Genomic DNA, 20686 nt, shown 5'->3' on the forward strand with positions numbered 1-20686 from the left:
TTGCAGATGGTCTAATGCGCGTTCTTCGCGAGAGCCTGATCAATCAGGGTTTTAGCGCTAAGAAACGCGGTCTCTATATCCATTTCCGTCGTATCTAGCAAGTGCGCGTCGGCAGCGGGCTTTAACGGCGAATCGGTACGCCCCATATCGCGCGCATCGCGGCGCATGAGATCCGCGAGAATCTCCTCATAATTGGCACCACCGCCATTGGACTTGATCTCGTCATAGCGCCTTCTGGCGCGTGCCTCGGGCGACGCTGTGATGTAGAGCTTCACCGGCGCATCGGGGCAGACCACCGTGCCTATATCGCGTCCGTCGAGGACGGCGCCGGGCGGGCGCTCGGCGAAACTGTGCTGCATGGCAACGAGTGCACGGCGCACGGCCGGCATGACCGCAACCTTTGATGCCGCCTCGCCGACAGCGTGGGCGGACAGTACTGCGCGATCAAGCTTCGTCAGATCGACGCTGCGCGCCGCCTTTTCAGCGAGAAATTCATCGTCCAGCGGCATATTCTGATCCATCAAAGCCTTGGCGACTGCGCGATAGGTCAGGCCGGTGTCCAAATGATGAAAGCCGTAAGCCTCTGCAATCCTGCGGGCGAGCGTGCCCTTGCCGGAAGCCGCGGGACCATCGATCGCGACCGTAAAGTGCGTCTGCGGTGTTGGCAGATCCTTTTCGTCCTTGTCCAACAGCCATTGTCCGAGCGCAAAGAGAAGGTACGCCGCAGCCAACACGAGGGTGATGATAGGCGTTATCCCGATTGTGACGAAGGCGAAGCCACCGAGCGTCGTCAACATGGATTCCAGCCAGTCGGGCATGGAAGTTGCAAAATTCTGCAGCAGCGCGTCGATGCTGAAGATCAACACGAACTGGAAGACGAACAGCCAGAACAGCAGCGCAAACAGGCCAAATCGAACCCGCAGACCGAACCGTTCGATCACATAGGGAATGGCAACGACGGTAAATGACGTCAGCAGGAAAAACATCAGATGATCCTTCTCTTGCCCATGAAATAACCAATACCGTATCCGGCGATCGATCCAAGTGCCGGTGGTAGCAGCAGAAACTGGAATGGCAGCCACTCGCTCGTATTCGCCGCCTCCGCACCGGCCGAGACATTCCACGCATAGAGGAAGATGACCGTCAAAGGAAGGAGGACGCGAAATATCGTGCTGGTTATACCCGGCCACGGTTTGGGCGCCGTGCTCGCGACCGTGCTGCTATAGGCGCTTCGGCCTGCCCAGACAAGGAAGGGCACGCTGGACATGGTATACAGGGAGTATACGGTGAGACGCGATATGAGCTCGGTCATCGCTGACTTTCTGGCTCGTTTTCAGACTTCGAGTTCGGAAATCTCAGCACCCATTCCCGTCATCATGTCCATGAATTCCGGGAAACTTGTAACGATCATGGTCGAATCGTCGATTGTGACGGGCTTTTCGGCGGCGAGGCCGAGGACAAGAAAGCTCATTGCGATGCGATGGTCGAGATGGGTTTCAACGCTGCCGCCGCCAAGCCCCTTGCCATCCGGACGGCCGCGAACGGTCAAAGTGTCATGACCTTCGGTGCAATCGGCGCCATTCGCCTTGAGCCCGTTGGCAACAGCCGAAAGCCGATCGGATTCCTTGACGCGCAACTCTTCGAGCCCGTTCATCACCGTCTCGCCAGTGGCAAAGCAGGCCGCGACTGCAAGGACGGGATATTCGTCAATCATCGATGGCGCGCGGCTCGCGGGCACGTGGACGCCCTTGAGTTCGGAGGCGCGAACGCGCAAATCCGCGACATCCTCGCCGCCGGCAAGGCGCGCATTGAGGATCTCTATGTGAGCACCCATCTCCTGCAGCGTCAGGATAAGGCCGGTGCGTGTCGGGTTCATCAACACATTGCGAATGGTGATATCCGATCCCGGCACGATGATGGCCGCAACCAGCGGAAAAGCCGTGGACGACGGATCACCCGGTACGTCGATGGTCTGGCCGGTCAGCTTGCCTTGGCCCTCGATGCGGATATGGCGCACATTATCCCTGTCGGTCTCTACGGAAAGGTTGGCACCGAACCCTTGCAGCATCTTTTCCGTATGATCGCGCGTCATGACCGGTTCGACGACCGTTGTAATGCCGGGCGTATTGAGCCCGGCGAGCAGAACAGCGGATTTCACCTGTGCCGAGGCCATCGGCACGCGATAGGTAATCGGCGCAGCGACCTTCGGACCGCGCAGCGTCAGCGGCATACGGTCACCTTCCGCGGCGGACACCTGGACCCCCATTTCACGCAAGGGATTGAGCACGCGGCCCATCGGCCGCTTCGACAATGAAGCATCGCCCACGAAGGTGGTCTCCATGGCATATGTGCCAACCAGGCCCATGGTCAGGCGCGCGCCGGTTCCCGCATTACCGAAATCGAGCGGCGCTTCCGGCGCGAGCAGGCAGCCATTGCCGGTTCCCTGAATGACCCAGACAGCGCCTTCCTTGGCGATTTTCGCGCCCATAGCCTGCATGGCGCGGCCCGTATTGATGACATCCTCGCCCTCGAGCAGGCCGGTGATGCGTGTTTCGCCGGAAGCGAGCCCGCCAAACATGAAGGAGCGGTGCGAAATCGATTTGTCGCCGGGAATACGGATATCGCCGGAAAGAGCCTGTGAGCGGCGGGCGGTGGCGGGTTTTGGCGGCGCGGAGTGGGACATGGGGAGGATCAATCGCGGTAAAAGAACGTCATTGGGATGCGGGCATCCTACTAACACAGCTTGCCAGTACGGTCATCTCGCAAATTCAATGATTGACACAAGCTTTTTTCGCTTTGACAAATGCGTTGAATTGCGTTTATGGACCGCAAATTCATTTTTGATGAGTATCGGCATGAACGGTTGGGGCCAATAGGGTCCTGATACCAGCCGGTCGCAGGCGAGAGCAGCAAGACGAGGCAAAACGTGGCGAATCCAAAACTTGGCACCAAGCGAGTTGACCCGGAGACCGGGCAGAAATTTTACGATCTGAATCGCGATCCGATCGTTTCGCCCTATACGGGCAAGAGCTATCCGCTCAGCTATTTCGATTCCACCGCTTCGTCCGCGCGCGAAGAAGAGGAAGAGGTCGAGACGGAAGAACTCGACGTTGCTCTCGAGAAGCCGGAATTCGTTGCGCTTGAAGAAGCAGACGCCGAAGGCGACGACGTTCCGGATATCGGTGACGACGATGTCGAGGTCGAGGACGCCGATGATGACGATACGTTTCTTGCGACCGACGAAGAAGATGAGGATGACGATGTCACCGATATTCTTGGTGGCGGCATCGGTGACGACGACGAGAATTGATTTTGATTATCCTGTTCACCGAAAATATCCGGTGAACAGGACTTGATCTTCCGGACGGCGGGCGATAAGTACCGCCATCTTTGCGAAAGCAAGACGCAAGGCTCCAGACCTTGCTCGACCGTTTACCGGATCATCCGGTGGCCTAACGGCCATTTTGAATGGGGCCATAGCTCAGCTGGGAGAGCGCTTGCATGGCATGCAAGAGGTCAGCGGTTCGATCCCGCTTGGCTCCACCATAACTTCTCGCCAGGTCAATATGTTCGCTGTTAACTTTACGAACAACGAAGCCGTGCCAGAACGACGCCAGCTGAAAGTTGCAGCGCCACGCCATCACATACGGCTCACGACGATCTGATTCGTAATACGCAATATCGAACCCATGTGTACCAAGGCGCACAATTGTGCCGAAGAACATCGTGGAGGAGAAATGCGATGTCGATCAAGACTATGTTTGTACTTGCCGTGATGGCATTTTCAAGCTCGATGCTTGCAGGATGTCTGGACAGTAGCGGCGCCACCCAGTGGCAACCCTATCACCCCGATTGGACAGGCTCCGACGGCGTAAGCTCGGGTCACAGCAAGCGCTAAGTCATGAGCCGCTCAATGGCACAAATACCATGATAGTGCTGGCTGCTCCTTAGGTCGTAAACGATAAATCTGGTAGACTGGGAGCTCACGACCTGGTTGCACGCTGGGTAGGGCATTGCCTTACCCAGCCTGGGCGAACCGTGCTCTGGAGCGCTCGCGCGCCTTTTCGGCTTCGACCGTGCGGTCGCGTACGGGCGCTTGAGTATGGAGGGAGGTCAGCAACCGGCGCGCCGCATCCGAAACTTCCTTGACCGCGCGATCGAAAGCTTCGGCGTTGGCTTGCGAAGGTTTGTTGAAACCAGACAGCTTGCGCACAAATTGAAGAGCAGAAGCGTCGATCTCATCCTTGGTTGCAGGCGGGTCGAAGTTAAACAGGGTTTTTATATTGCGGCACATAATGGTCTCCTCAAAGTCGATGACTGCGACGTGGCATGGCACCTGATCCCGTTTCTCCTGTCGGCTGGTTGAGGCTCTTACTCCATCATATCAACGGCCGATGAGTTAAATCCTTCGGTACTGCGATCAGGGTCATTCCTCCGCAACCCCTAACTAATTGGTAGTACTTTTCCAATTTTATCACGACAGGACGGGCAAAGAGATATAATATGTAAATGTGGCATTTGCATTCAAACTCTGCAGAGACGGGGAGAATGGGGGAGCAGTGTCCAATAATTTTGAAACAAAACGCCGTCGGGTGCGTCAAATTCCTGCCGTTATCATCATAGATCAACACACGCTTGCACGGACGACTATCGTAAGACTCCTTGCGCACGAACTTGCGGGTTGGGATTTTATCGACATGATGGGCATCGAGAACCTCGATAGCGCCATTGGTATGGATGTGCGTCTGGTTGCGCTGGATGTGGCGGGAAGAAACGTCGAAAGCTCCAGCTTGCACAATGACCTTGCGGCAATATCCGAGCTCTTTCCCGAAGCTGCGATCGCACTTTTGTCCAGCACGGATGATTCAGCTATGGCCTCGCATGCGCTGGCGATGGGAATTCGCGGGTATTTCACGACGTCGCTGCCTATTGAAATAGCGATCGCCGGGATACGGCTGGTTCTTGCAGGCGGCATATTTTGTCCAAATCCGCTCGACACGTTTGCTGCCGAGATGCCAAAGAGTGACAGACCACCTCCCCGCGAGAACCGGACAAACGGCAATGGACATGCACGTTACTTGAGCGTTGCGGACTTCACGCCCCGCGAGGCGGACGTCCTTGCTGAATTGCAGCGCGGTCACCCGAACAAGGTGATTGCCGGAAAGCTCAATCTGTCCGGCAATACCGTGAAGATGCACTTGCAGCACATCATGCGCAAACTCAACGTCCAGAATCGAACTGAAGTCGTCGCGCGGCTGGGTCAGGCACCGTCCACGGATCATGAATACACCGCCTCGTGAGCCCTGGAGCCTTCCATCCAAGCATGAAAGGCTCTAGGCATTTCCCCTTGACGGAGTATTGGCAAGCATCTCACTGAGCGTCGCTGCTGCCAGCATAGCTTCGGCCAACAGCTTTTTGAGCTTCTGGTTCTCATCTTCCAGGGCCTTGAGCCTCTTCACGTCAAAGCCGGCGTTTCTGAGCTGCAAGGATTGCCACCGGTAGAATGTTGGCTCGCTGATACCGTGTTCGCGGCATAATTGCGCCACGCTCATTCCGCTGCGATGTGCCTTGAGAATATTCATAACCTCGTCATCATTGAATTTTCTTTTACTCATCGCACCGCCTCCCTCCGACAGTATGAGTTCACGACCTAGCAGCGCGGAGCTTGATGGAATGCCGTACTGGCTTGACCGGCCATCGACTGATCAAATTCCTGCTCAATCCTCGCGGAACGCCCTGTTGAAACTGTCTATGAGCGGACGGACCGCATAGAAGGCCACAGTGCTTTCTCCCGTTTCAATCAAGGTCTGGGCCGGCATTCCGGGGACCAAGCCAACATTCTGCATCTTTGGCAGCCGCTCATCCGTCACCCGGATTGTCGCCGCGTAGTAGGGTAGACCGGTTGCCTTGTCGACAAGACGGTCCGCGGAGACATATTCGACGAGGCCTTTGAGCAGCGGGACACGACGTTGATTGTATGGGAGGAGGTGAACCTGTGCGGACAGCCCGGAATGCACGAGGTTGATGTCTTCCGGACGGACATGCGCGGTGATGATGAGCCGTCCTTCACGCGGGACCAGGTCCACCAGCGGTTCGCCAGCACCGATGACGCCGCCCGTCGTGTGGATGCGCAGATCCATGATCACGCCATCTTCCGGGGCCTTGATTTGTGTTCTCGACAGTTGATCATCGATCGCCCGAAGCCTTTCACTCAACTGCATTATCTGGCTTTCCGCGTCGCGCAGACCCTGCGCCACCTCGTTCAATCGGTCGTTCTCAATTTTGACGAGGTATGCCTGACTTTCGCCTATCACCTGATAGGCTCGTGAAATCTGAGCAATCACCTCGCCGAGCTGACCATCTATGTCGGCTTTTTCGCGCCCAAGATTGAGAAGCCGGTTCTTTTTCTCGATGCCCTTTGCGACAAGCGGCGTAACAGCGGCGAGCTCCTGCCGGGCGATCTCCGCCCTTTGTGTCAATCCGGCCTTTTGCGCCGTGAGGCCCGCGATCTCCTGCTGTACTTGCTCCATTTTGCTCTGGGTGATCGCGATCTCGGATCGCATAACCAGCCTGCGCGTCGCGAAAATCCGCTGCTGGCCTATAAGGATGCTGTCAACGGCGGGATTCGTGGCCCTGATGGACTCGAGATCCGCGGGATATACAATGTTATTGCTGCTTGTTCGCTCGGCAGTCAGGCGCGCATGGTTCGCCTCGGCGTCCCAGAGCTGCCCCTGCAAGGCGTCGCGCTCGGAACGAGATTTTGTATCTTCAAGCTGGATCAGGGTCTGTCCGGCTTTGACCGCGTCGCCATTCTTGACGAGAATTTGCCGGACAATACCACCTTCAAAATGCTGGATCGTTTTACGGCTCGATTCGGGTTCGACCACACCCGAGGCGATAGCGGCGCTCTTCAAAGGCGCAAAGACAGACCAGGTGCCGAAACCGATGATGAAGGTGCAAATCAAAAGATTACCAACCAAGGCGACCTTGCGAAGCCTCGGCATGGGGGACGCTGGTGCCAGGGCTGTCGAGGTATTTGGTGTCGGAGCATAGGTTGAAAGTCGTTTTCTGAAGCCTGACGTTTCGACGGCGTGCCGAATTGTGGTCAAAGCGCCTGTAAATTTCTCCGGAATGCCGAATTGAACGAGGGCCATGGCTAGCATCCTTGTGTCCCTGCCTGCGACGGCGGTTGCAGATAGGTGTCGTAAATCTCGTCGCTATCGCCAAAGGCATCGACGGTCCCGTTGCGCATGATCGCAATTTTATTGGTGACGGGTAAAATTCCCAGCCGATGGGTGATGACCACCACCGTCATTCCCCTGGCTTTCATACGCTCGATCGCATTGAACAATACCCGCTCGCCATCATAGTCGAGGCTGGAATTGGGATCGTCGAGCACAACCAGCGATGGGTAGCCGTAAACAGCCCTGGCGAGACCGAGCTGCTGGCGCTGAGCCCGCAGCAGCAAGTTGCCGCCTTCGCCGACGTCGGTCTCGTAGCCTTGCGGCAGCCGCATGATCGCATCGTGCAGACCAACGAGTTTCGCCGCTTCGATTGCCTTGCCGGGACCCGAGCCATCGAGCCGACCGATCACATCCTTGATGGCGCCGCCGAAGAGCTCGATGTCCTGGGGCAGATATCCGATGTGGTGCGTTCCTCCACAAAGACGCAAGGCCGATATGTCGACGCCGCCAAGAAGCGCGCATCCGCTCGTGGGCTGGAGGACGCCCGCGATAATGCGGCCGAGTGTCGACTTGCCAGATCCAGAGGCGCCAATCAGCGCCACGCAGTCCCCGGGGGCGAGCCGAAGCTTGATTCCGCCCAAGAGCGGCCGGCCGGAAAAGGGCAATGTATAACCGACATTGTCAAGGATAAGCCCGCTCGGCTCGGGGACCGGCACCATGCGAGCATCGGTGTCCGAAGCAACAGCGATGAGCATTCTGTTGAGACGGTTGAAGGCGTTGCGGGCATAGGCAAATGAGCGCCAGGCACCGATTGCGCCTTCGACCGGAGCAAGGCCGCGGCCGAGCAGAAGGCTGGCGACGAAAATGATGCCAGGGCTGCTGTTTTCCGCCAGGACCAGCCATGTCGCAGCGCCCATCACGAGTATTTGGGTCAAGGTCCGAATGGACTTCGAGAAGCCAAGAATAATCTCGGTCCGGTGCATGGCGCTATCTTGCGCTTTCCTTGCAACTTCCGCATCGCGATAGACGATCTGCGCTGCACCATCCTGCATGCCCATCGCCCGGATGACCTGGATGTATTTGAGCGCTGTTGCAAACCGCGCGTAACTCCTTGCCAGCGCAACATTGGCATGGGTGAGTGGTTCACGCGTGGCGACTTCCGTGAGCAGTGCCAGCAATAACAATGCGATCGCGCTCAACACACCGATTGCTCCGAGCAAAGGGTGGACGAGGAAAAGCAGCAGCAGAAAAACTGGCGCCCAAGGCACATCGAAAAGCAGTGCGCTGGCGGGCGAATCGAGAAATTGGCGCAGAGAGGCGAGGTCCCGGTAACAGTCGGTAGCCACGCCCGTATCAGCTCTTGCCGCATATTCGAACGATGCCGTAAGGACGCAGGGCCGCAAGCGATGGTCGAACCAGCTTCCAATGCGCGAAAGAGCTGCGCGTCGTACGATATCAAGAACGGATCCGACCATGACAGCGACCGCTATGATCAGCGTCAACATCAGCAGCGTGTCGGTGCTTCGGCTGGACAAAACGCGGTCGTATATCTGCAGAAGATAGATGGACGGTGCGAGCAGAAAGAGATTGTAACCGCAGCTATAGATGAAAACCAGGCCGAAAGCTCCGGCACAAGCACGAAGAGCTACGACCAGATGCGTCGGTTGACGCTGCGATTGTACGAGACTCGTGGTCATGGTCAGGGTGCTCACTGAAAGGACAGCCGACTGGTCTCGCTGTCCGGATTAAAGGATCGCCGGTTGCAACCGGCGATCCTGGCAAATTGATTTTATGAGCCCAGATCGTGCAGATCGATCGACCCGAACGCATTGATGAAATGGTCGAGAGCATTGTTGACGGTCGTGGTTTCGGGATCCGAATGAACCACTGCTGCCGAGATATCGCCGCCCTGGGCCAGATTGCCGTTACCGCCATTGCCGCCGACGCCGGCTAGGATAGTGGCATGCTGATCTGCGAAGAATTGCGTATTCTGCTGTGCGGTCGTAGCTGCAGAAACCGCTGCGATATCGCCGCCGCTTGAGTTTCCTTGACTGCCATTGGAATTGGCGTCGCCACCCGGTCCGCCAGAGCCGTTGTTGGTAATGTTGGCCAAGAAGCCATTCTCTGCCTCGGCGTCGCCGCCATGGCCGGCTGGACCAGCACTCCAATCGGCTGCTTGCCAGACGTGATCGCCATTGTGCAAATCAGTATCTGCTCCATACACTGTTTGTGTATTGGAAACATATGCTGTGGGATCGTAGTGGATGTTACCGTAGTTGTATCCTTCGCCGCCATTACCGGCGCTCGCGTCGCCTGCATCGGAATGGTTGAGCTGGATCGTGTCAGACAATTGTGGAATGGGCATAATCTTACTCCTTACTTAAGTTTTCCGTGTTTCTCCCACGGCCAGGTACCCGCGACGTCATCGTCAGGCAGAATAACCGCCGTGAAAGAGTGCTCGCGATTTGGCCTGCGGACTAGCTGGATATTCGGGGACGTTCGTTTGGGTGGGGTGTGTAGTTCAAGGGAGGGTGTATTGGATGAACAGCAAACTGGAGACATCTGGTCGCGCCAAGGCGCGCGGAAAGCCACCCGCGACAAGGGGATCTATTTGACTATCTGGAGATGCTAGAGCAAATTTTGAAAGCTTATTGGTTTGCAAAGCAAACCAACGGCTGGGTTTCCGGCGGGCGGACACCCACTTTGTCAGGCTTCGCCGGACGATGGAAAGACATCGACCTCGCCACCTTCCGCGCGGATTGTCTCGCCATCCGGGAACAGAATTGGCTTTGAATAAACAAAACTTGCGCTAGGTATGCAGGAACGAAAGGATATCGTCCACGAGTGCGGAGTGATTGTCGGCAAGGTTACCGTCTCCGCCATGGCCGCCTATGCCTGCCATTTGTAACGCGTGCTGATCGTAGAGCACATGATCGATCTGCTGTGCATCGGCCGTGCCACCCGCGGGTACGGCGATATTGATGGGATGGAAATATCCGATGTTAACGTCGACAAAACTGCCGTTCGAGTAGCCTGAGCCACCGCCGCCGCCGCTGTTGCTGCCGGTAAATATCGTATCGGAACTCAAATTGAATCCGCCGCCATCGCCGCCTATGCCTGCGATTTGAACCCCGCCCTGATCGAAGACCGCATTGTTGGTCTGATGCGCCTCGGCGGAGCCGCCTGCCGCGCCAACGGCAATATTGATTGGCGAAAAGATGGCGACATTCACGTCAATCATACTACCCATGAAGTAGCCGTTGCCACCGTGGCCCGCGAACATATCACCGGTGTAGACATGTGTTCCAACGCCTCCGGGCGTCGTGTCGATTGCCCCGTTGTGATCCCCGCCGGAACCGCCCACACCGCCAATCTGGGTGGCGCCTTGCAGCATGACGGCGTTATTTGTCTGATGCGAAATCGCGGAAGAGCCACTGCCACCCGCGACGGCGGCATTGACCGGGGCAAAGACCCCAACGTCGGCACTGACAATACCGCCAGCGAAGAAGCCATTGCCGCCGCTTCCGGCATTGTGAATGCTGTTGTCACCGCCACCGAAGGCGACATTGCCGTTTCCACCGTTTCCGCCCATACCAGCTATTTCCGTGGAGTGTTGATTGATCAAGGCGTCATTGCCCTGGTGCGCTTCCACAGCTGAATTGGGACCTGCGATTGCCGTGTTGGACGGGGTGAAGACAGCGAGCGGAGTGCTGCTGATGACACCCATGGCTATTCCGTCGCCTCCAGCGCCGGCCGAATAGGATGGGCCGCCGGCGACATCGAACGGCAACCATGTTGGCACCAACGCCAAGTGACCGGATGCGGAACCAGAGATCGCACTTTGGCTCACGTTCGGGTTAGGTGCTTCTTCCGACATAGGGCGAGTTTCCGGCATTGCGTCTCTCCATTCAGTCCGCAAAACTTGCGTCCATTCTTCGACGTATTGTGAGGTCAGATGAAGAAAAAGAAGAGCCTGCAATTCGGCTATATCCATTTGGGTGGGAGATGGGCGGTAATCAGACTAAACCGTTCTATGTATTCATAGTTGTTCAAGATTGCTATATCATACAGGGTAAGTGAACAATCAATCGACTTACCTTGAGGGGGAGCTGTGATTGTGCAATCGGGCAATCAATACAATGAAATTTGCCCCGGGGACGCATTTTTATAGCTCTACATTTTTAATTTTATAACAGTGTTCATGCGCTGTTTCCGCATTTGCAAGTTTGAATGACTGTCAGAACTCCGAACAATACTGTACCCGCCGGCGCGCGGTTCTGGTCATTTGGGGGATATGTTATGGCCGCTCAGCAAATTCTGATTTGGGAGGACGATCCTGGTTCGTCCGGCGTATTGGTTATGGCTGACAAACCGAACATTGGGCAGATTCCTTTCAAATATACCTTTCCGCCGCCGCGTCTCGGCACCAGCCAACATGCAGACACGCCGCAATTCAGGTATTGGAACGCCGCCGGAGCGTTGAGGCGAGGTGCTGATTTTTGGGGCCCGAAAGTCGGGAGAGGGCAATGGTTTCGCGGTCCTGCCCTTGGCGTAAGACTGGATGTAGGTCCAGGGTGGAATGCTGGTTACGACCGGCAAGCGCTGAATTTCTATTCCGGGGTATTGCCCACAGCAACCATCTATGCTGCCGCCAGCCCGGATATGCTTTGCCACGAACTGGGGCATGCCATGCTTGACGCGATCGAGGACCTTCTCTGGAACACGCTTGCCCTCGAAATCGAAGCCTTTCATGAATCGTTCGGCGATATGAGTGCAATATTGTGTTCACTCCAGATTCCGTCGATGCGAGATTCGGTTGTGGCATCTCTGGCAGCGACGGGCGGGAGTCTTTACGTTAACTCAAGGCTATCTAGGATTGCTGAGCAATTCGGTACAGCCCTTCACCTGATCTCTCCCCACGACGCGGATACGGATTGCCTGCGCAACGCGGTGAACCCTTTCTGCTACTGTGACCCCAACCCGCTGCCACCAAGTGCGCACACGACACAGCTTTCTTCGGATCGGCATTCATTCTCGCGGATTTTTACCGGTGCCTTGTTCGAAGTATTGGCAGGCATGCTGGCCCTTTATCCTTCACCAACGTCTGCTCAGTTGCTCAAGGTTGCGGAGGACATGCGAGACATAATGGTCGATGCAGTCAAATCTGCCTGGATTGTGCCGAGCTACTATGCGGAAGTGGCCGCCTGGATGGTGCAGAAAAGTGTCGCGAAAAATCCTGCATATCCGGCAATTTTCCGAGATGTTTTTATCCAACGCTGCATTCTGTCACTTGCATCGGCTTCCCGTATTATGGCGTCGCTGAACGGTGAAGCGGACATGAATTCCGAAACGGTAGGTGATGAAGCCTTGCCGAAACTCGCCCAGATCGAATCGTCCCACTATGGTCTGAAGGAGCCTTTGTTTGTTCAAATACCAGGGGACGCGGCAAAATCTATCGCCCGAAGCGCGACCCCGGATGGACGATCGATGGACCCGGCCAGCCCCGAAGCCGCCGCCACAGCGTTCGTCGACCAATTGTTTATGAAGGGCCTCGTCAACTACGGCGATGTTAGCGACAAGGACTACAAGGGTGACGGGGGTGACAGGGAAAGTAAGGACCCTGCTCTGGCGCATACTACGCACCGTCTTCAGCGCGAAGGGAAAGAACTTCACTTGATCAGAATCAGATTCAACTGCGGACCAAGGCACGTTTGCTCAAAGTCGTGATCGACAGGAGGTTGGGATGTTAGCCACATACAGGACGCTTTTTATCCGCCGCGCCAGAATTGCAACTTCGGTGATCGGTTTCAGCTTCTGCCTTGCATTTGCCGGAGCGGCGCTGGCGCAAACAAGTGCACCTGCCGCTACGCCAGCCTGTGATAACCATCCGCAGTCGGACTGGCTGATAGATCCCAGCGACCCCGGACCCGCGGATACCAGGGCGGTTCTGAAATTGATTCATCGCTATAACTGGGCGCTGGACGATCACGACTTTGGCCAACTGGACGGACTTTTTACTGACGATGTATTCTACGAATTGTGCAACGCAGCCGGAGAACAAATTGTCAAGACGACTGACAAGGACCAGCTGGAGATATATCTCAACGATGTTTTCAACGAACTGACCCGGCTGGATACGCAGACACGGCATATTGAAAGCAACGCACTGCTCAATTCCGTGGATGCAAACACCATCCAGGGGAAAACGAGTTTGGCTGTGACGCTTCAACACCAGGATATTGAAACGCCAGTGCTCGACTATACCGCAGCATTCAGAACCGAGTTCAAGCGGCAGGCAGGCGTCTGGAAATTCTCGAGGATCACGCTCATCACTGACGGACGTAAAATTCAGTTCCGGGCGCGTTGAAATTTGGAACCGCCAGTGAGGCACATCGGCCAAATCCTCATTGTCGGAGCCGCGGTCGTCGCCCTGACTTTTGGTTTGGCAAGAAATTCCCAAGGCAGCGATGTCAGGCCGGTCAGCGGCGGTAGTCTGGGGTTCGATGAGGCTTCGTTTGCCGAAGCGGTGCAGCGCTGGAACGGGAGCTTTCTCTGGGAGCCAGCGTCGGCAAGCGGCGACACGATCACCCGGTTCGGGGATGAGGCGCGCGCTGTGTTCGGCCCGATCCCTGACGGCGATTGCTCGGAGGCTGTTGCCAAAACAATCCCCCTGCAAATCGACGGCAATATTGTCGACCTTAAACCGAATCCGGGAAAGGCAGGGCATCCACTGGAATTCGAGCACCGCAATGTGGAGGGGGAGGTGGTCAAGTGGACCCGTGGCGTTGCGCGGTGTGACAAGCCTTCCCTGACGGGAAGCGCGACGTATTGCGGTCTGAATTCAAGGCTGAGCCGTGTCGAGAATGGCAATGTGGAATGGCTTTTTCTCTGCCGCAAGTCGAGCCCCAGCCTTGAGGTAGAACCCATCGCCTATTGGCAGCGGTCAAATCCGAAGTTCGCATTGTTCGGCGTTATCGGGTTCAACAGGAGTTCGGGCGAGATCGTGTTCTTCGATGGCAGAAAGGACTGGGGCGAATTCGACTGGTCACAGAAATTCGTGCCGCCCGGTGGCCATTCCTATCACGACAGCGAAGGCCGAGCGGAGGCAGAAGCCCTTTACGATCCGACATTCCAGGTGCAATGCTCCGCTTGCCACGACAACAAGAGCGCCTATGTCATCAATCCCAATATCCAGCAAGCGAGGGTAGGCTACCTTGCTGGAAATCATGATCCGAGAGCGGGGGCCTTCAGCCTGGGCAGTTTGCTTCCTGCAGCGCCGCGGAGCAGGTCAACACCGTTCCGCGTCATAGGATCCGGCTACACTGCCATCTATCGCGTCGATCTTGAGCGCGCCATGACAGTCCGGGATCCGACGGGAAACTGCACGGAGTGTCATACCTTGACAACGCAAACCACGGGGCAGCGCTTTGCGGCCGACGCAGTGGCACGTGACCCGGTCATTGCACGTCCGAAAAGGTCGCAGTCTCTGCGTCTCAAAGCGGAGCAGCGGAAGTTGCGGGAGATAAACTCTCACCGGACGGAGTGGGCGTCCCGATCCGGCGGCGGGAAAATTCATCCCTGGATGGTACCGATCGATGGAAACGATTTGTCGACTATGCCCCCCGAAATCAGTGCCTCCGATTGGAGCGTGTTAAGCAATTGCCTGTGGGGCGCAGGAGGCAACGAGTGTTCTTACGCGCCGCTCTATACGTCCTGTCCCGCGCCAGAAGCGGCGATGCAGGGCGATAACTCGCAACCTAAGGACCTGTCCATTGCCGTTGTAAGGTCACCGGGTGCGGAAGCGATTGCCGACCGGGTCGTTCGGCTGAACTGGCGCTACCTGAACAGTTACGGCAATATTCCGCAAAGAGACGACGTGCGGTTCAATGTGGCGGTCAGGTCTACGGAAATCCCGACATCAGGTGCGGCGCCATCGCCACGGGACTATCCGGGCCTGGAGGAAGCGACGGACAAGAATTTTATCGCGATAGATGGCGAGACGGGAACATCGGGTTCGGCCGCGCTGATCCGCAATGTTTCATATTTCGGCCATTCGAAATTCACGGAACCTGTCCCGTCCAAGGATATGCGGGTCTTCAGGCTGGATTTGCCGGCCCAATGCAATCGCCGTTACCTCGTTCGCATAATACCCAAGAGATTTTGCTTCGATCAAAGCGGCATCACCTATGGGCAGGCCGGCCATCTTCTCTATGCCGACGTCTCATGCGATTGAAGAAGGCCGGTCATTCTTGATTTTTTTAGGGAACGAACGCCTCAGTTCCGTCAGACTTTGGGTGGCCTTCTGCTCCCACGAGCGCGCTCCTTGTCTGCGCGCAAAAGCAATGGCTTTTTTAAACAATGCTTCGGCAAAGCCGGTCGCATTTTTCTTGCGCAGCACTTCGCCTTTCAGCCGGAGCAGCTCGGCGGTGAAATAGTTTTCATTGGTGTTGCTCACGAGATCCAGCGCTTCGTCAACGGCGTCAGATGCCTCTTCGATTGCCTGAGCCTGGAGATAGCATTCCGCCAGCAGCCCCAGATAGCAAGATTTGTCGATCTCCTGATCGCCGAGGTTATCGCAGGTCTTCCGCATTTTTTCCAAGCCGTCAAAGTTGCGGTCGGCGCGGGCCATGGCCCAACCCTCGAAAAACAAGCCCATATTCAGCCACAGCTGAAATCCGTTCTCCGTTGCCAACGGAATGAGCTCGTTGGTCAGCTCGCGTAGTTTGATGACATCGTTGCGCAGCGCCAGCAGGATGCAGCCATTGCCAAGGCAGGCGGCAAGTCTGTAAGCCGACTGCTGACGTGCATCGAGTTCCGCAGCGTCATAGAGGTCAATCGACCTTTGATGTTCACCGAGCAAATGCAATGTCCAGGCGAGGTAAAGCATCGGCATGCTCGGAAAGTCGCTGCCGATCGTGTTCTTATGTGCTTCATACGCAAGCGAACGCTCGAGATAATCACGCGCACCTTTGAGATTACCCTGAGAAAACAGGCTCATACCCTTGAACTGCAGTCCCAGTACCCGCGCCTTGATATGATCGCGTTTTCTGCCGATGTCGAGCAGCCGGTCGCTTGCCCATTCGGCATCGGCAAAGTGCGCAGAATTGAAGGCCGTGCCGAAGAGACCGTCGAGTGCCCGGACAGGCGATTCCGTGTCGCCGAGCTCGTCGCTCAACCGCATTGCATTTTGGTAAGCATCGCTACCTTCGCGCGTGACATATCCAAATGTCGCGTAGTGCACGTCGCCGATCTCCAGCCAGAGCCGCAACTCCTTCTCTTTGCGCTCAAGCGTAGCCGGAAGCTTATGCAGGCATTCAACGCCATGTGCAAACATGTTCGCGGCTTCTACTTTCGCCCAGGTCTTGCCCACATTCTGACCTGCAGCAAGCCAGCAGTCTGCTGCCCGTTCCGACTGGTCTGCTGCGGAATAGTGCTGCGCCAAGAGCTCGGGGTGTTCTGCTGCCAATTTGGGATAGATCTTCTGAATGGCCTCTGCAACCTTGCTGTGAAGTTCGCGGCAACGTTCTCGCAACAGCGTGTCGTGTGCGGCCTCCTGGAGCAGCGCATGTGTGAATATATAGCTCTTCCGGTTGGGCTGGGGCGCGAACAAACCGGCCTCGACAAGGTGGCGCAACGCAGGGTTCAGGGAACGAGCCGGCAAGCCGCTAAGCCGGCTTAGCAACTTCAGATCGAATTCCCGTCCAATGACAGCAGCGGTTTGAACGATCATCTTGCCAGGGCCAAGTTTGTCGAGACGCGACAACAACGAAGATTGCAGCGAATTCGGAACACCGACGGGCTGCTCTCGCACCTCTGACTCCGAAGGAAAGAGGGGGCCGCCTGTCTCGAGGGCCGTCCGCGCCAATTCTTCGACGTAGAGAGGAACACCCTCGGCTCTGTTGAGCACGGAGGTTTGAATTTCGCTCGGCAGGGTTTTGCCGCCGCTAACATTGCTGACAAGCATACGCGCTTCGTAGTCACTTAGCCGCTTGAGTGCTATCCTGTGCACGTTTTCACCCCTCAACGGCCTGCGAAGTGTCTTCTCACGTGTCGTGATAAGGATCAGCATCGGGAATGATGCCACCTCTTCCAAGAGCGCCTCAAGCACATCGCTCGAAGAAGGGTCGATCCACTGTTCATCCTCGATAGACAACAGGACGGGGTTGATACGCGATACGTGATGGAGCCAGTCGATGATTATCCGGTGCGAAACACTGCGCTGCCGTGGGGCCGTCAATTCAGACGGCGGGTAACGCCGCTGGTCGATCGAAAGCAACCCCGCAAATATGGGCAGGGATTCGGCGATGGGAACGTCGCTAAGAGTGAGAATTGCCTCGAGTTTTTCCAGACCGTGCGCGGGATCGTCGCCATGAATTCCAGCGTAGCGTTTAAGCAATGTGAGAAATGGGAACAGAGCGCTGTTGGAGTACGCGGACGAACACTGAAGCGTCAAATAGGTACAATGCGGCATACGGCGCTGAGCTTCGAAAATGAGCCGCGACTTGCCGATACCGGCTTCGCCCGAAACAAGCGCTGCCTGACCGCGGTCTTCTGCACCCACTTCTCGCCAGAGTTCGAGCACCTGGGACATCTCGCTGCGGCGGCCGACAAGTTCCGTCAATTGAGTTCGTTTGGCGAAGCGGTTCTCCAGAATTCGCTCTTTTTCGGCCCGCCAGACGTGTATCTGCCTAGAAAAACCTTTCAAAGTCTGCTGGCCAAGATCGGTGAATTCGAATGCGCCGGCGGCATTGTCGTGAGTCTGTTGATCCGTCAAAATGGTTTGCGGCTGTGCCATTGTCTGGAGCCGTTGTGCAAGATTGGGAATCGATCCTAAAGCGACCGTCGATACGCCCGCAGGCGCTCCGAGAAAATCTCCGACAACCACGAGGCCACTTGCTATTCCTATCCGGACCCGCAGAGGCGGCCCTGCCGTCACCGAAATCTCGGGTACGAGCCTCAGAATATCGAAGGCCAGAGCAAGTGCATGCTCGGCGTCGTCTTCTTCAGCAATTGGATAACCGAACAGTGCCTGAAAGGCGTCGCCTATATAGTTGGCCGCAATGCCGTTGTGGCTTCTCACCGCGTTGTTGCATTGCCGCAGATAGTCTCGCGTCAACTTGCTGAAATCCTCGGGATCCAGGAGAACGGCATATTCGGTTGAATCCACCAGATCGCAAAACAGAATGGTCAATGGACGGCGCTCGCCCGAAATTTGAGATAGCTCGCCACTGCCTTCTTCGATCAATCGCGCGATACCCGCGAGAATCTTTTTTCTGGGACCGAGCGGAATCCGCATGCTCTGCAGGTCACTGTCCGAGAGGAGGCGGAGACTATCAAAATCGACTTGAGATTCCGCGAACGCATCGGCAAAGTGATCAAGCTTCAGCTTGTTCAACCATTTCCTGACATCCTCCATAGGTCCCCCGTAAACGGCCTTGGATCAAGATGGTCTTTGACTCATCACAAATGCCAACAAGAATATCATTCTTTTCAATTGCTGACTAAAGCATTCGGGGCGCGGTACTAATCATTCCGAAGTAGTTGTCAGGAAGTGACCAACTTATCTATCACCGGCGCGAGGGAAATATTCCATTTTGGGGCGCGCCAATCGAAAACGTCAAAGAATTTGTCCGTCGACAGTCTGGAATTAAGCGGGCGAGCGGCTTTCGTCGGATATTCAGCGGTAAGAATGTCCCGGACTTCGGCATGAGGACCGCCTTTATTGCTGCTTGCCGCAAAGATTTCCCTGGCGAACGAGCTCCAGTTCGTGTCGCCGCTGCCCGCGAGGTGATAGATGCCGAAAGCATCGAATGCCGGATCTGTCCGCAGCCGGCCGGCAACGCGCAAAACAGCATCTGCTATGTCAAGTGCTGATGTGGGATTGCCCCATTGATCCGAAACCACCGACACGGTGTCGCGGCTTTCCGCCAGTTTGAGCATCGTCTTCACGAAGTTCTTGCCGAAGGGGCTGTAGACCCACGCTGTCCGCAAGATCAGATGGCGCGGGTTGGCAAGCGCGACGGTCGTTTCACCCTCGAGCTTCGATTGGCCATAAACGCCGCGCGGTCCAGTCGGATCGCTTTCCGTATAAGGCCTGCGGCCCTCTCCGGAAAACACATAATCGGTCGAGAGATGGATTACAGGGGCTCCTGCCGTCGCGGCAGCCTGCGCCACAAGTCCCGCGCCGGCCGCGTTAATGGCATAGGCCAGCTCGGGTTCGTCTTCGGCTAGATCAACTGCCGTATAGGCTGCAGCCGAGACGACCAGATCTGGCCTGGCGGCATGGATTGCTTCGGAGATGGTTTCGGTGCGCGTCAGATCGAACTGCGGGCGTGCGAGAGCAATGATCTCGATTGAAGGCTGATGTGCTGCCCGTTCGACGAGGCTGCGTACGACTTGTCCTTCGCGTCCCGTAACGACAATCCTCATGGCGTTCCTTTGGCCGCTGCGCCAAGCCGCTCGCCGGCATAACGCTCACCACGAATCGGCCGCCACCACCACTCATTGTCGAGATACCACTGCACGGTGCGCTCCAAGCCTGTCTCGAATGTTTCCGCAGGTTTCCACCCGAGCTCCCGCTCGATCTTGGAGGCATCTATGGCGTAACGGCGATCATGGCCCGGCCGGTCGGTGACGAAAGTGATCAGGTCGCGGTAATGCCGGCCGCCGGTGCGCGGACGTTTCTTGTCGAGAATATCGCAGATCGTTTCGACGACGCTGAGATTGGTGCGTTCCGCGCGACCGCCGATATTATAGCTTTCGCCGGGTTTGCCCTTAGTGACCACCAGTTCGAGTGCGCGGGCGTGATCTTCCACGTACAACCAGTCACGTATATTGGCACCGGCGCCGTAGACGGGCAGAGGCTTTCCATCGAGGGCATTGAGGATGACCAGCGGGATCAGTTTTTCCGGAAAATGGAAGGGGCCGTAATTGTTGGAGCAATTCGACAGGACCACGGGCAGGCCATAGGTCTCGTGCCAGGCCCGGACCAGATGATCCGAAGCAGCCTTGGAAGCGGAATAAGGCGATGACGGTGAATAAGGCGTTTCCTCGGTGAAGATACCACTGTCGAAGGGCAGGTCGCCGAACACTTCGTCCGTGGAAATATGATGGAATCTAAAGGCGGATTTCTTCGGTTCCGCAAGTTCCCGCCAATAGGTAAGCGCCGCATTGAGCATGCGGAATGTGCCGACAATATTGGTTTCGATGAACGCGGCCGGGCCGTCGATGGAACGATCGACGTGGCTCTCGGCTGCCAGATGCATGATCGCATCGATCTTCTCTTTGCGCAGAAGGCCGAGGATCGTCACGTCGTCGCAGATATCGGCGTGGACGAAGCTGTAATTCGGATGGTTTTCAAGCTGGCGCAATGAAGCGAGATTGCCCGCATAGGTGAGCTTGTCGATATTCACGACATGGTTCTGCGGGTTGGCGGCTAGATGACGACAGACCGCTGATCCAATGAAGCCGGCGCCGCCAGTAACAAGTATGTTCATGAAATC

The 20686-nt window shown here is 56.4% G+C and carries 17 protein-coding genes and 1 tRNA gene; 6 read left to right on the forward strand and 12 right to left on the reverse strand.

Going from position 1 to position 20686, the window contains the following annotated elements; genetic code table 11:
- Window positions 1-11: 11 nt before the first annotated feature.
- The 3 genes from cmk to aroA all read right to left on the reverse strand — a co-directional run bounded on the left by cmk (window position 12) and on the right by aroA (window position 2683).
- A complete protein-coding gene (cmk, locus tag J2X72_RS03490; protein WP_310069296.1) occupies window positions 12-668 on the reverse strand; it encodes a (d)CMP kinase in 657 nt (218 codons plus the stop codon).
- A gap of 317 nt (window positions 669-985) precedes the next feature.
- Window positions 986-1312: a hypothetical protein gene (locus J2X72_RS03495; protein ID WP_310068458.1), complete on the reverse strand. Its 327-nt coding sequence runs from the start codon at window positions 1310-1312 to the stop codon at window positions 986-988.
- Between the two features lie 21 nt (window positions 1313-1333).
- Window positions 1334-2683, reverse strand: a complete 1350-nt coding sequence (gene aroA / locus J2X72_RS03500) for a 3-phosphoshikimate 1-carboxyvinyltransferase (protein ID WP_310068461.1) — start codon at window positions 2681-2683, stop codon at window positions 1334-1336.
- A 243-nt stretch (window positions 2684-2926) separates the two neighbouring features.
- Between aroA and J2X72_RS03505 the strand changes: the two genes are divergently transcribed.
- Window positions 2927-3310 (forward strand): TIGR02300 family protein, encoded by a 384-nt coding sequence (locus J2X72_RS03505; protein WP_114429811.1) that lies wholly within the window; start codon window positions 2927-2929, stop codon window positions 3308-3310.
- Window positions 3311-3470: 160 nt separating this feature from the next.
- Window positions 3471-3546, forward strand: a tRNA-Ala gene (locus tag J2X72_RS03510).
- 472 nt (window positions 3547-4018) lie between these two features.
- Here the strand turns inward: J2X72_RS03510 and J2X72_RS03515 are convergent.
- Window positions 4019-4294: a DUF2277 domain-containing protein gene (locus J2X72_RS03515; RefSeq protein WP_209998663.1), complete on the reverse strand. Its 276-nt coding sequence runs from the start codon at window positions 4292-4294 to the stop codon at window positions 4019-4021.
- Window positions 4295-4559: 265 nt separating this feature from the next.
- Between J2X72_RS03515 and J2X72_RS03520 the strand changes: the two genes are divergently transcribed.
- Window positions 4560-5300: a response regulator transcription factor gene (locus J2X72_RS03520; RefSeq protein ID WP_310068466.1), complete on the forward strand. Its 741-nt coding sequence runs from the start codon at window positions 4560-4562 to the stop codon at window positions 5298-5300.
- Between the two features lie 33 nt (window positions 5301-5333).
- Here the strand turns inward: J2X72_RS03520 and J2X72_RS03525 are convergent, their stop codons facing one another.
- The 5 genes from J2X72_RS03525 to J2X72_RS03545 all read right to left on the reverse strand — a co-directional run bounded on the left by J2X72_RS03525 (window position 5334) and on the right by J2X72_RS03545 (window position 11079).
- Window positions 5334-5615: a transposase gene (locus tag J2X72_RS03525; protein ID WP_114429814.1), complete on the reverse strand. Its 282-nt coding sequence runs from the start codon at window positions 5613-5615 to the stop codon at window positions 5334-5336.
- A 102-nt stretch (window positions 5616-5717) separates the two neighbouring features.
- Entirely contained in the window at window positions 5718-7154 is a 1437-nt protein-coding gene (locus J2X72_RS03530; protein WP_310068470.1) for an HlyD family type I secretion periplasmic adaptor subunit, read from the reverse strand.
- Window positions 7155-7156: 2 nt separating this feature from the next.
- Complete coding sequence (locus J2X72_RS03535; RefSeq protein ID WP_209998659.1) at window positions 7157-8881, reverse strand: type I secretion system permease/ATPase; 1725 nt, start codon at window positions 8879-8881, stop codon at window positions 7157-7159.
- Between the two features lie 92 nt (window positions 8882-8973).
- Complete coding sequence (locus J2X72_RS03540; protein ID WP_310068473.1) at window positions 8974-9549, reverse strand: PE-PGRS family protein; 576 nt, start codon at window positions 9547-9549, stop codon at window positions 8974-8976.
- Between the two features lie 444 nt (window positions 9550-9993).
- On the reverse strand, window positions 9994-11079 hold the full coding sequence (locus J2X72_RS03545) for a hypothetical protein (RefSeq protein WP_209998657.1): 1086 nt from the start codon (window positions 11077-11079) through the stop codon (window positions 9994-9996).
- A gap of 404 nt (window positions 11080-11483) precedes the next feature.
- On the opposite strand from J2X72_RS03545, the gene J2X72_RS03550 reads away from it, so the two are divergent.
- The 3 genes from J2X72_RS03550 to J2X72_RS03560 are packed head-to-tail and all read left to right on the forward strand — an operon-like array spanning window position 11484 to window position 15417.
- Window positions 11484-12911 carry a hypothetical protein gene (locus J2X72_RS03550; protein ID WP_310068476.1) on the forward strand — a complete coding sequence of 476 codons (1428 nt, stop codon included), beginning with the start codon at window positions 11484-11486 and terminating at the stop codon, window positions 12909-12911.
- A gap of 16 nt (window positions 12912-12927) precedes the next feature.
- Window positions 12928-13551, forward strand: a complete 624-nt coding sequence (locus tag J2X72_RS03555; protein WP_310068478.1) for a nuclear transport factor 2 family protein — start codon at window positions 12928-12930, stop codon at window positions 13549-13551.
- Window positions 13552-13566: 15 nt separating this feature from the next.
- On the forward strand, window positions 13567-15417 hold the full coding sequence (locus J2X72_RS03560) for a hypothetical protein (protein WP_310068481.1): 1851 nt from the start codon (window positions 13567-13569) through the stop codon (window positions 15415-15417).
- Here the strand turns inward: J2X72_RS03560 and J2X72_RS03565 are convergent.
- The 3 genes from J2X72_RS03565 to rfbB form a co-directional block, all read right to left on the reverse strand.
- A complete protein-coding gene (locus tag J2X72_RS03565; protein WP_310068483.1) occupies window positions 15406-18600 on the reverse strand; it encodes an adenylate/guanylate cyclase domain-containing protein in 3195 nt (1064 codons plus the stop codon). The genes J2X72_RS03560 and J2X72_RS03565 overlap by 12 nt on opposite strands.
- A gap of 128 nt (window positions 18601-18728) precedes the next feature.
- Window positions 18729-19613: a dTDP-4-dehydrorhamnose reductase gene (gene rfbD / locus J2X72_RS03570; protein ID WP_310068484.1), complete on the reverse strand. Its 885-nt coding sequence runs from the start codon at window positions 19611-19613 to the stop codon at window positions 18729-18731.
- Window positions 19610-20680 carry a dTDP-glucose 4,6-dehydratase gene (rfbB, locus tag J2X72_RS03575; RefSeq protein WP_209998648.1) on the reverse strand — a complete coding sequence of 357 codons (1071 nt, stop codon included), beginning with the start codon at window positions 20678-20680 and terminating at the stop codon, window positions 19610-19612. The genes rfbD and rfbB overlap by 4 nt, the downstream gene beginning before the upstream one ends.
- Window positions 20681-20686 lie beyond the last annotated feature (6 nt).

Origin of the sequence: Phyllobacterium sp. 1468, assembly GCF_031455525.1 — a bacterium.
Taxonomy (GTDB): Bacteria; Pseudomonadota; Alphaproteobacteria; order Rhizobiales; family Rhizobiaceae; genus Phyllobacterium.